The sequence below is a fragment of the Pseudomonas mucoides genome, assembly GCF_015461845.1.
GTDB classification, from domain to species: Bacteria; Pseudomonadota; Gammaproteobacteria; order Pseudomonadales; family Pseudomonadaceae; genus Aquipseudomonas; species Aquipseudomonas mucoides.
Window position 1 is genome coordinate 394,481 of record NZ_JACOPW010000001.1, and the last position, 12,204, is coordinate 406,684.

Here is a 12,204-nt window from a genome sequence, read left to right on the forward strand (position 1 = left end):
GAAAAGGATGACGCCATGAACGCCAGAATGCTTGTCCTGCTGTTGCTGCCGCTTGCAGGTTGCACCAGCAATTCGACCGAAACCCAAATGCCAGTGCAGATCCTCACGGCCTCACCGGCCAACGCCCAGGCCACCGACATGCCCAAGGTCGAACAGACCTTGCGGCCACAGGACGTGTTGGACGTGATCTTCCACATCAGCACCAGCGGCTCGGACGCCTACCGCATCCAGTCCGGTGACCAGATCGGCCTGAACTTCACCGCCGCCAGCCAGCTCAACGGCAATCAACTGGTGTTGCCTGACGGCACCATCGAACTGCCAGGCGCCAACACCTCAGTGAAGATCGCCGGGCTGTCCAGCGAGCAGGCGCGTGAGGAAATCCAGCGGGCGTATCAGCGCAAACAGCTGTTCCAGCCCAACCGCAACCAGTTGACCGTGCAAGTGATCAGCCCGCTGAGCAACGAATCCAACCTCAAAAGTGCCCTGAACCACCCCGCTACCGGCATGAGCCGGGAGATCACTGTTGGCACCGACGGTTATGCCAGCTTCCCGGAAATCGGCGCCGTGCCACTGCAAGGCATGACCGTCAATCAACTGGAAACCTTCCTCAACAAACGCTACGCCGATCTGCCAGGACGGATGACCGTCGACGTACTGCTCAAGTCCACCGCCGGCAACGAAATCTATGTGCTGGGCGAAGTCGGCCAACCGGGTTCCTACCCGATTCGCCGGCCGGTCTCGGTGCTTGAAGCGCTGACGCTGGCACGCGGCAGCAATGCCAAGGCACGGCTCGATTCGGTGGTGATCATGCGCCGCAACGGCAATCAGGTTAAGGCCGTGCATTATGACGTGGAAAAAGCCCTGGCCGGCGATGCTTCGCAAATCGCCTACCTGCAACCGGACGACATGCTCTTCGTGCCCAAGACCAAACTGGCCAGCGCCGGTGAGCTTGCGCGGCAACTGGCAGACGTCGTGTTGTTCCAGGGTGTGGGCTTCAGCTTCGGCTACCGCGTCGACAACAAAGACAGCAATAACAACAACTGACTCTCAGGTGACCTGACATGAATCCAAAGGAAAACTACCTGCACGAGTTCTTCAGGATCTTCTTTGCCAACAAGCAGTTGGTGAAGCGGGTATTCCTGGTCTTTGCAGTGATCGCCCTGGTCTTGCCGCTGGTGCTCAAACAGAGCTTCGACATCACCGCGCAAGTCATCGTGCAGTCGAAAAAACTTTCCCAGGGTGACGCCACCACGTCACTGACCGTGGACAACGCCACCTTCATTCCACCCTCGCTGGCGGACATGGAAACCGAGAGCAATATCCTGCGCTCCCCGGCCCTGATCCGGCAGACCATCAGCGAGTTGCGCGACAAGGGCGAGTACACCCCGGCCCCCGGCGTGTTCAACACACTGGTGCTGCAACCGATCAAACGCTTCATCACCTCGCCACTGCGTGAGTACGTGATCAACCCGGTGAAAACCGCGTTGGGCATGGAAACCGATCCGGTGCGCGACACCACGCTGGATACGTTGACCCAGGAAGCCATCGACAAACTGAAGATTGAAACCTTGCCGGGCTCCAACGTGATCTCGATCATCTACAGCTTCGGTGATCCGCATCAAGGCACGCAGTTTGTCGCGGCCTTGCTGCAAAACTACCTGGCCAGCCGTCAGGAACTGCAATCGATCGACCTGCCACAAACCTTCTACGAAACCAAGAAGCACCAATATCAGGTGCGCCTTGATGGCCTGGAAGGCACCCGGCTGGCGTTGCTCGAAGGCGTCGGCTCGTCCGATCCGAAGGAAGAAATCACCTTCCGCCTCAACGCGATCAACACCGAGGAGCAAGCGCTCAACCTGTATCAGGACCGCCGCCTGCAAAGCCAACGCTGGCTCGACTACCTGAAAACCAGTCTGGCCGCCGCCAGCAATAACAAGCTCAACGACTACACCTTCCCCTACACCTTCACCACCACCGTGGACAACGTGGCGTTTGAAGATCGCGAGATCAAACAGATGGGTGAGGCACTGACCAACCAGGTCAGCCGCTACATGAACGACCTGGCCATCTTCCAGCCCAGCAGTGAACCGATGTTGCTGACCCGCGAGCAGATCACTCGCACCCGCCAGCAGTTTTTGAAAGTGGTGAGCAACCGGATTCAGGAACGCACCAACGACCTGGCGATTGTCAGCTCGGTGATCGACCAGAAGACCGCGCGCATTGCCGAGTTCAAGAACCGCATCCACCAGTTGCAGGAAACCCAGAGCAAACTGCGGCAGATGGACACCGAGATCGACGCCCTGCACGCCGCGTTCTCGACCTACGCCCAGCGCTTTGCCGAAAGCAGCACCGCCCGTTCGCTGGACAACGACCTGTCCAACGCCCGAGTCCTGAGCCCGCCGTACGAACCGACCGAAGCGGCGTTTCCCAAGCCGTTCCTGATCATCCCGTTCGGCTTGCTCACCGGTCTGCTGCTGGCGATTGCCCTGGTCTACGTGCGTGAGTTCTTCGATCACCGCTTCAAGGCGCCTGCGCAAATCACCCACGAATTGGGCTTGCCGGTGCTGTTGGTGATCAACGATCAAAGCGTGGAGCCGATCAACCCACACAAGAACTGGTCCGTGCCACGCCTCGTGCATTGGGTGCGCAATTGAACGCGCCGCTCAACCCTGCCACCGCCCTGCCGATCATTCATTTGCTCAGCAGCGGTGGGTTCTATGGGGCTGAGCGGATGCTGCTCGACCACTGCCTGGCGACGCCGGGGCAGCACCAAGTGCTGTTTCTCGATGCGCCGCCCGCATTGATCGCCCGGTTTCGCGAGGCCGGGGTGGACTGCCGTGGTTGCGCCGGGCTGGGGGAGTTGCTCGCGCATTTACGTCAGCGCCGTGGGGAAAAACCGCTGATCAATACGCACAATTTCAAAGGCCTGTTGTTTGGCTGGGTCGGCGCGACGTTGTTGCGCTTGCCGCTGGTAATCACCCAGCACGGTTTCACTCCGCGCAGTCGCAAGCAGAAGTTCTACACCTGGCTGAGCCTGCAACTGTGCCGCACCGCCTCGGTGGATCGTGTGGTTTGCGTCGCCGAAAGCATCGCCACGCTGTGCCGTCAGGCCAGTGTGCGGGCCGATAAGTTGCAGGTGATTCCCAATGGCTTGCCCGCCGCTGCCACGCAGTGGTCACCCAACGTTGACCGTCAGCGTTGGCTGGCCGGATACGTCGGGCGCCTGAGCAGTGAAAAAGGTCCGGACCTGTTTCTCGATGCGCTGATCCCGTTGTGTCAGCAACACCCGCAACTGGACGCCGTGATGCTCGGCGACGGCCCGGAGCGGGAAACGCTGCTGGCACGGATCAACGCCGCCGGTTTGCAAACGCGCATCACCTTGCCGGGTTATCAGACCGACATGGGGCGGTGGTGGCGCCAACTCGATGCGCTGGTGATCAGCTCGCGCACCGAAGGCACGCCAATGATTCTGCTTGAAGCGATGCAGGCCGGAGTGCCGGTGGTGGCGTTCGGCGTCGGCGGCATTCCCGATGTGCTGCAAGACCGGCACAACGGTTTGCTGGCAACGCCCGCCGACAGCGCCGCCCTCGCCCGCCAGATCGACACCTTGCTGATGGAACCGGCACTGGCTGCGCAATTGATCGACAACGCAAAACGTACCCAACTGGATCGTTACGACCTCAAGGCCCTGGCCGAACGCTGGTCGCAGCTTTATATCCGTACTGCACGGGAGGCACGCGCGTGATCTTTCCGCTCTCGATCGTCAGTCTGCTCGGCCTTGTCTGCCTCGGTTTGCTGGCCAGTCCTTATCCTTTTCTGGCGCCGGGGGCGGTGCTGGGTCTGGTCGGTGTTGCGTTGCTGTACCGCAAACCCACCTGGGGTCTGCTCGGCATCGCGGCGCTGGTGCCGTTCGAAGGGTTCTTCAAGGACAGTTCGCTGTCGGGCACCAAGTTCATCGGCGCGTCACTGGCGGTGATCCTGATGCTGCAACTGGCCCTGCGGCAGATTCCGTCCGAGCGCCTGCGCAGTAATACCTGGCGCTACCTGATCTGGTTTCTGGTGCTGTACCTGCTCAGCCTGCTCAACACCGATGACATGGGCATGTCGTTGGGGCATCTGCGGGAGTTGAGTGTTGGCCTGATTCTGTTTGTGATCACTCTGATGATCGGGCGGGACTTGAATCTCGATCTGTTCGCCAAACTGGTCACTGCCAGCGTCACGATGACCTGCGTGCTGGCAATGTTCTCCAGCAAATATCAGGATCAGGGGCGCGCCGCCGGGTTGCTCGAAGACCCGAACGCCTTCGCCATGCTGATCGCCTTCGCCGTGCCGCTCGGCCTGTGGCTGGTGATCCGCAGCCCGAACCTGCTGCATCGTCTGTTCTGGGGCGGTTGCTGCCTGCTGTTGCTCGGTGGCATGACCAAGACCGAATCGCGCTCCGGGCTGGTGGTGTTGTTTCTCAGCCTGATCATCGGTGCCTGGCACTACCGCACCGAGTTGACGCGGATCCGCCCACGGCATCTGGGGTTTGCCATGCTCGCCGTGGTGATCGTGATTCCCCTGGCCATTTATGCAATGCCCGCCGGTTACATCGCCCGCATCCAGTCCCTGAGTATCTTGAGCGCAGGGGCCAAGAGTCAGGACGAATCCCTCGGCCGCCGTGCCTCGTACATCGTGGTCGGCAGCGCGATGATCCGCGAGAACCCGCTGCTCGGCTCCGGCCCCGGCACCTTCCCGCTGCACTACGCCACCACCGGTTACGCCAAGGCGTTTTCGGCCAACCGCAAAATCGGCGACCTGTACCGCCGCGCCCACAACACCTACCTGGAAATCTTCAGTGAACTGGGGATTCCCGCCGGCCTGCTGTTCGTCGGCATGCTCGCCCTCGGCTTGTACAACCTGATCCGCGCCCGACGCATCTGGATGCAGCGAGCCAACCGCGAGCAAGCGGACTTGATGACGCACCTGGCGATGAGCTTTCTGTCGTTGACCCTGTTCCTGATGTTCCTCAGTGCGCCCAACCAGAAGTACGTGTGGATCATGCTCGCCCTGACCAGCGTACTGCGTGTGAAAGCCGAAGAAAGCCCGCCAAGGGAGGCCAAGGCATGAGCCGAATCAGCATTGTGATTCCGATGTACAACGAAGCGCGCCACATTGCCCGCACCTTGCTGGCCGCGAAAAAAGCCGCCCACGCGGCCGGCCTCGATTGCGAGCTGATCGTGGTCGACAACGGCTCGCACGATGAAGGCCCGCAGATTGCCCGGCAATTCGGTGCGCAAGTCCTGGAGCAGCCGGGGATCCTGATCGGCGCCCTGCGCAATCGCGGAGTCGCCATCGCCACCGGTGAATGGCTCGCGTTCATCGACGCCGACGTCGAGATGCCCGAAGACTGGCTGACGCGACTGGTCGCTCTCGAAAGCAAGGGGCAGGCCGATGTGTTCGGCCTGGATTTGCACACCCCGGCCGCAGCGCCGTGGTACGCCACGGCCTGGCAGCGCCGCACACTGCGCCCTGCGAGTCAGAGCCTGCGTAAGGTGGATTGGTTGCCCAGTTCCAACCTGCTGATGCGTCGCAGCTGGTTCGACAAGGTCGATGGCTTCAACGAAAGCCTGCGCACCGGCGAGGACAAGGACTTCACCCTGCGTCTGCACCAGACCGGCGCGCGGATTCTCGCAGTCAATGAATGCGTGGCCCTGCATTGGGGTTACGAAATGAACTGGCGCGAGTGGATGGGCAAGGAAATGTGGCGCCAGAGCAGCCACGTGCAATTGCTCCGCACCCATGGCGCGAGCCTGCGACTGCTGCGCTTTCCGTTGTTGTCGTTGGGGGCCTGGTTTCTCGATTTGCTGGCGATCTCTGCCCTGTGCGACGGCTTTCCGCATCACGCGGCGGTCATGTTGACCATCACCACCGTGCCGGCGCTGATCATGAGCCTGCGCCAGAGCCGCAAACACCGCGACGTCGGCCTGACCCTGCAACTCTGGGGCCTGCACTGGGTGCGCCTGCACCTGGCCGGGGCCGCGCTCGTTCTCAGCCTGTGTCATTGGAATGCCAGGAGGCCCGCCCGTGGCTGAATTCATTTTCTGGTTGTGCCTGCTGCTCCCGGTTTACGCCTACCTCGGTTATCCCTTGTTGCTGACGCTGTTGTCGCCGCTGTTCGCGGCGCGCCGTCATGGCGCGCCGGAACCGATGAACGTGAGCGTAGTGATTGCCGCGCACAACGAAGCGCGGCACATCGAACACAAGTTGCGCACCCTGCTCGCCCAGGATTACACGCCGGCCTCGCTGCAGATCATTTTGGCCAGCGACGGCTCGACCGATGACACGGTGGCCTGCGCACGCAATGTGATTGACCCGCGCATTACCGTGCTCGACCTGCCGCGCCAGGGCAAAGCCGCGACCCTGAATGCCGGCGTGGCGCTGAGCACCGGCGACATTCTGGTGTTCACCGACGCCGACAACCAATGGTCGCGCGACACCCTCGGCCATTTGCTCGCACCGCTGAGCGATCCGCAGGTCGGCGCCTGTGCCGGGCACATGGTGATCCCCGTGACGGGCGGTGGCCTGAGCGTCGGCGACAGCCTGTATCGGCATTACGAAGGCTGGCTGCGCCGGGTCGAGAATCGCACCGGTTGCATGGTTTCCGCTGACGGCGCGTTGCTGGCCTTGCGTCGCGAGCTGTTCCAGAACGTGCCGGCGGAGGTCAACGACGACTTCTTCATCAGTACCTGCGCGCCGGTCGCCTTCAAACGCATCGTCTATGTGCCCGAGGCGCAAGTGATCGACCAGGGCGTCGATGAGGCCGACAAGCAATTCCGTCGCCGCCAGCGTGTCACCGTCGGCGGCCTGCAAAGCCTGGCGCAGCGCAGCGAGCTGCTCAATCCGCTCAAGCATGGCCTGTATTCGATTGCCTTGATCAGCCACAAGCTGATCCGGCGTCTGGCACCGATCCTGTTGTTGCCGTTGCTGCTGAGCAATTTCTGGCTGTGGGACGACCACGGTTTTTATCGCCTGAGCCTGATCGCGCAACTGATTGGTTATGCCATTGCCATCGCCGGCCTGCTGGATTCGCAACACCGCTTGCCCAAGCCCTTTCGCCTCGCGGCGTTCCTGCTGGTGACGCTGGCCGGTATGAGCATCGGCCTGTGGCAGTTCCTGCGCGGCCAACGGTACGCCCAGTGGAACCCCGAACAGAATCGTTGAAAGGATTGAGCCATGGCGATCAAACAATTACTAAAGCGCACCAGTGGTTGGCTCTACCTCAATTCGCCGGTCGGGCGTAGTCAGCTGCAAGGCGCCGGGGTAATCCTGATGTTGCACCGGGTGCTGGCCGACGATCAGGCCGCCGCCCTGCCCCACCGCAATGAATTGTGCGTCGGGCCCAAGGCGTTCGAGCACTTGCTGGCGTGGCTGAAAAAACACTTCGATTGCGTGCCGCTGATGGAGATTCTGCACCTGGGAAAAATCCGCTCGGACCGGCCGAAAATCACCCTGACCTTCGATGACGGCTGGCGTGACAACGCGGTGAATGCCTACCCGCTGCTGCAAAAATACCAAGTGCCGGCGAGCATTTTCCTCTCCACCGATTTCATCGGCAGCCGTCAGCGGTTCTGGTGGGAAAGCATCGGTGAAACCTTGTGGGGCAGCCACGGTGAGCCCGCCCGAGTGCGCTTGATCGAGTCACTGCAACAGGCTGGCCGCCCCTTGCCGGTGCCGTTCACGGAACTGGATGAGGAACGCCGCAGCCTGGCGCTGCTGCATTTTCTGCAAAGCCTGAAAAGCCTGAGCCCGATGACGTTGAACCAACTGACCGATGCCTGCCCGGACGAGTCGTTGCCCCAGGCGCTGGACTGGCATCAGGTGCGTTCGCTGGAAGCTTCCGGGTTGGTGCGTTTCGGCCCGCACGGCGCCAGTCACGCAATCCTTACCGGCCTCGACGATCAACGCTTGCATGAAGAGCTGAGCCGCAGCCGCGATGCCCTGCAACACGGTTGCAACCGGCCGTTGCCGGTCTATTGCTACCCCAACGGCGACAACGATGCGCGAGTGCGCGATCAGGTCGCCTTGCATGACTTCCCGTTTGCATTGGGCACCGGCACCGGGATTTATCGCGGCAGCGAAGACCCTTTGAACCTGCCGCGTTTCGGCGTCAGCCAACGCGTGGCGCGCAACCCACAACTGCTGTCATGGCGTTTGTATCGCGGGGCCCGCGCATGAGCCGTAGCCATTACCTCAAGCACCTCGCCCTGAGCATGGGCACCAAACTGGCGATGATTGCGCTGCGTTTGCTGCGCAACGTGTTGCTGGCGCGGATTCTCGGCCCCAGTGAACGCGGCTTGTTTGCCCTGCTCAGCACCCTGCCTGACCTGATCAGCGCCGCCACCAGCGGCGGGCTGAACTCGGCGGTCGGGTATCAAGCGGCCAAGCAGCGGCCGATGGGTTTGCTGCTAAGCCAAGTGTTGGTGTTCGGCTGTCTGCTGGCGGCAATGTTGACCTTGCTGGTGGTGGCGCTGGTGCGCGAATTCGGCAGCGAACTCGACATCACCACGCAACTGGGCCTGCTCGCCTGGCTGCTGTTGCTGGCGGTGCCGTTGACCGTGCTCAAAAGCGGGTTGCTGACACTGCACAACGCCTCGGGCGGCGTGGTCGCGTTCAACGCCTTGCGCCTGGTGGAATCCCTGGCGCCGCTGTTGCTGTTCCTCGCGCTGTTCTGGATGTGGAAAGAGTCGGCCCTCGAAGCGGCGCTGATCAGTTGGCTGGCGGGGATCAGCCTGGTGGTGCTGGCGGGCTGGGTCTGGCTCAAACGTGATCAACCGCTGAAGTTGCAATGGGACCGCGCCAGCCAGAACGAACTGCTGCGCTACAGCGCTCGCAGCCATCCGGATCTGTTGTTCCAGCAAGTGATCCTGCGTTCCGATTACCTGTTCATCGGCGCCCTGCTCGGCAGTACCGCGCTCGGTCATTACGCCATGGCCAGCGCCGCCGCCGAGTTGCTGCTGATCGTGCCGGAAGCGGTCACCACGCCGCTGATGAAACGCCTGCTGCAACAGGAAGAAGGCATCGACAAGGTCACGCCGCTGGCGCTGCGCCTGACCGCGACGGTGATGCTCGGCGCCTGCCTGACCATGGCGGTGATCGGTGAATGGCTGATCGTCACGCTGTTCGGCGCAGCGTATCAACCGGCGTATCCGGCGTTGCTGGCATTGCTGCCGGGCCTGCTCGGCCTGTGCTATGCAAGCATCCTGCGCCTCGATTTGCTGGGCAAAAACCGCCCCGGCACCATCTCACTGTTGATGGGCCTTGGCGCCCTGCTGAATCTGGCGCTGAACCTGATCATGATCCCGGCATACGGCATCGTCGGCGCGGCGGCCGCTTCGTCCATCGCTTATCTGGCGGTCACCATCGCGCTGCTGGTCATGTACTGCCGCTTGAGCGGCGTGCCGGTGTGGCAAACCCTGATCATCCTGCCCAGCGACGTGGCACCGATGCTGCTGATGCTGCAACGGAAATCGGCATGAGGCATTTCGCGCTGCTGGTGAGCCTGGGTCTTTCCCTCGACGCCTACGCCGGGCCGATGCGCTGGGCGGACATTCGCGACGGCAGCTTGTACCTGCAACCGGAGCGTCCCGACACGCTGACGGTGCGCTGGACTCCGGCGTGGCAAGCGGATGCCAACGAAGAACAGCTGTACCTGCTCGACGGCAAAGGCAAGCTTCAGGCTGAACGCAAGATTGCCGCCAGTGAATTGAGCGGCACCCAGAGCTGGCCGCTGGTGCCAAACGCCGCCAGCTATCAACTGGAGATTCCGGGTTACAGCTTTCGCCGCTACAAGGTTGAACACGACGACAGCACCGTGGCGCTGTTCGCCCCGGCCAAGGTGCATTTCAGCGCCGAAACCCATGACGGCGACGAGTTGTTTTTCAAGGTCGCGCCGGGTGAACACGCGGTGCTGGCCGGTAAGTTCCACGGCGGCGTCAGCGTCCTGCAAGCGCAACGGGTAAGCGACGGCAAACAGGTGTCGGTGGCGCTGAAACCTTATCGGGCCTATTGGCAGTTCGATCAGGTCGAGTTACCGGTCACCTCAAACGAACAAGTGTGGCGCCTGCGCCTGCAAGGCAGCGGCAAAGTCGCGTTCTGGCTCGACGGCACCGCCAACCTGTTCGCCCAGGACCCGCAGCAGCTCAAACCGCTGCGCGAAGACGCAGGTGATGTGCGCCTGACGCTGGGCAAAGACGTGCTCGGCCCGACGCCGAACCTCGGCATCGCCCTGCCCTACGTGATGCCGCCGCCCTCCAGTTATGCGGTGCTCGATGCGCTCAAGCCGCAAGCCGGCGCCTACTACACCTTTGTCGACGTCACCGCGAAAAAGCCGCAGTACGAAGATGCGTTCCGCCAGGTGTATCAGGACCGCTTCGGCATTTATCAAGACATCACGCTGTTGGCCGGCAGCCAGCGCCAGGCCGATTTGCGCGCCGACACCATGAGCAACACCGGCCTCGACGCCTGGCTCGCCTCGACCCGCGCCCTCGGTGGCAAGGGCACGCACTACATCGGTTTCGCTGACGAGCCGAATCTCAACTATTCGAGCTACGCCCAGTACCAAAGCATTTTCAATAGCATGGCCCGGCAAGTGCGCAGCAATCCGGCCAATGCCAAGGCCGGTGTGCGCATCGCCATGCCGGCCAGTTCACGACTGGTCAACGGTCCGTTCGCCGACAACGCCGCCGACAAGCGCGGTATCGATTGGGCCCGGCGTTTGCTGGCGGAATCGGGCGATAACGTCGATGCCCTCGCTTGGCACGAATGGATGATTCGCGACTTGCTGGCGACCCGGGTCTACCGTGACAGCGTGCGCCGCGCCGCCGATCTGGTTGGCCTCGATGGCAAGGGCCGGCCACGCAAAGCCTTGTTGCTGGACCAGACCAACATGTCCAGCGGTTCCAGCCTGAGCCCCTATGATCAGGACACGCATTTCGCCTCGCTGTGGTGGGCATCTGTGGTCATCAACTCGTCCCAGGACGGCTTACTGGAAATGCTCAACTGGTTCCAGGCCGCCGATGAACCGAACTACCCCAAGGGCATGTTGAAAGTCCTCGGCGACGATCACTTCGAATTGAAACCGGTGGGTTTTGCCCAGCAGTTCATTCAGCAGCACTGGCTCGCTAACGTGATGCAAATGGAAAACAACGCCTTCGAAGTCGACGTACTGGCGATGGCCGACGACGTCAAACGCAGCCTGTTGGGGGTCAACAAAGGCAAGCGTTTGCAGCAGGTGAGCCTGGCCGGCATCACCTGCCCGCTGCTCAAAGGCTCATTGCGTTACTTCGGCGCGGACAACCGCAGCCGCGACGCGCCTTTCACCTGCCAGAACGGGCGCGTCCGCTTCGATCTGCCAGGGGAAACCCTGTTCGCTCTGGGCTGGAGCGCCTCATGAACACCCTGAATTGGTTTTCCGCGCAGGCCCTTGCCGCGCGATGCATCACTCCCAACACGGCCAACGCCGTCAGGAGACATAACATGAGTGCTTTGCACAAACTCAGTGAACAGATCAAACAGAAAGGCCTGAGCGCCACGTTGAAAAAAGTCTGGAAGCATTACGTGTTTTTCCACGAAGAACTGTTGTGGATGGAACGCGACCTGGTCAGCCCGGTGCCGCCACACAAGCTGCGGCCGTACCCGCCACTGCGGGTGGAAACCATTACCGCGCAGAATGCCGTGGCGTTCACCCGCTACTTTGGTGACCGCGTAGAGACCATGGCCGAACTGGCCCGCGAGGGTTACACCGGGCACATGCACCTGGACGATAAAGGCGATGCAGTGGCGTTTATCTGGGGGGCCGCGCGCAACTATCACGACAAGCATTACTACGGTTGCTGGTTCCCGGTGAAGGAAGGCGAGTTCTTCGAATTCGGCGGAGAACTGACCCGTGCGTATTGGGGCACCACGCTCTCGGTGGACGTGCAACTGGAACTGTGGAAAGCCATGCAGGCCCAGGGCTGCAACAAGGTGGTGGATGTCTGCGAGTCCCACAACATTCCGGCCCTCAAGCTGCACATGCGCATGGGGTATCAGGAGCAAGGGCGGATCATGAACGTGTACAGCCTGTTTGGCTGGCGCTTCTTCCGCGAAACCCGTTACACAGGCTCGCGTCTGGATGCCTTGCGCAAACCGGCCCGTGAACCTGTCCCAGCCTCGGCGACCTGA

10 protein-coding genes are annotated in these 12,204 nt (G+C 61.8%); all 10 read left to right on the top strand.

The window, feature by feature from the left end:
• The first annotated feature begins 15 nt into the window (after positions 1 to 15).
• The 10 genes from H8F22_RS01925 (at position 16) to H8F22_RS01970 (ending at position 12,204) form a co-directional block, all read left to right on the top strand.
• A complete protein-coding gene (locus H8F22_RS01925) occupies positions 16 to 1,044 on the top strand; it encodes a polysaccharide biosynthesis/export family protein (RefSeq protein ID WP_027921357.1) in 1,029 nt (342 codons plus the stop codon).
• A gap of 17 nt (positions 1,045 to 1,061) precedes the next feature.
• Complete coding sequence (locus H8F22_RS01930) at positions 1,062 to 2,654, top strand: GumC family protein (RefSeq protein WP_059181112.1); 1,593 nt, start codon at positions 1,062 to 1,064, stop codon at positions 2,652 to 2,654.
• Positions 2,651 to 3,745 carry a glycosyltransferase family 4 protein gene (locus tag H8F22_RS01935; RefSeq protein WP_194939704.1) on the top strand — a complete coding sequence of 365 codons (1,095 nt, stop codon included), beginning with the start codon at positions 2,651 to 2,653 and terminating at the stop codon, positions 3,743 to 3,745. Before H8F22_RS01930 ends, H8F22_RS01935 begins: the two co-directional genes overlap by 4 nt.
• Positions 3,742 to 5,109 (top strand): O-antigen ligase family protein, encoded by a 1,368-nt coding sequence (locus H8F22_RS01940; RefSeq protein WP_027921360.1) that lies wholly within the window; start codon positions 3,742 to 3,744, stop codon positions 5,107 to 5,109. Before H8F22_RS01935 ends, H8F22_RS01940 begins: the two co-directional genes overlap by 4 nt.
• On the top strand, positions 5,106 to 6,074 hold the full coding sequence (locus H8F22_RS01945) for a glycosyltransferase (protein ID WP_027921361.1): 969 nt from the start codon (positions 5,106 to 5,108) through the stop codon (positions 6,072 to 6,074). Before H8F22_RS01940 ends, H8F22_RS01945 begins: the two co-directional genes overlap by 4 nt.
• Positions 6,067 to 7,203, top strand: a complete 1,137-nt coding sequence (locus tag H8F22_RS01950) for a glycosyltransferase (protein WP_027921362.1) — start codon at positions 6,067 to 6,069, stop codon at positions 7,201 to 7,203. The genes H8F22_RS01945 and H8F22_RS01950 overlap by 8 nt, the downstream gene beginning before the upstream one ends.
• 12 nt (positions 7,204 to 7,215) lie before the next feature.
• Complete coding sequence (locus H8F22_RS01955) at positions 7,216 to 8,217, top strand: polysaccharide deacetylase family protein (RefSeq protein ID WP_194939705.1); 1,002 nt, start codon at positions 7,216 to 7,218, stop codon at positions 8,215 to 8,217.
• Complete coding sequence (locus H8F22_RS01960; protein ID WP_194939706.1) at positions 8,214 to 9,518, top strand: lipopolysaccharide biosynthesis protein; 1,305 nt, start codon at positions 8,214 to 8,216, stop codon at positions 9,516 to 9,518. The genes H8F22_RS01955 and H8F22_RS01960 overlap by 4 nt, the downstream gene beginning before the upstream one ends.
• A complete protein-coding gene (locus H8F22_RS01965) occupies positions 9,515 to 11,434 on the top strand; it encodes a hypothetical protein (protein ID WP_194939707.1) in 1,920 nt (639 codons plus the stop codon). Before H8F22_RS01960 ends, H8F22_RS01965 begins: the two co-directional genes overlap by 4 nt.
• An 83-nt stretch (positions 11,435 to 11,517) precedes the next feature.
• A complete protein-coding gene (locus H8F22_RS01970; protein WP_059181118.1) occupies positions 11,518 to 12,204 on the top strand; it encodes a GNAT family N-acetyltransferase in 687 nt (228 codons plus the stop codon).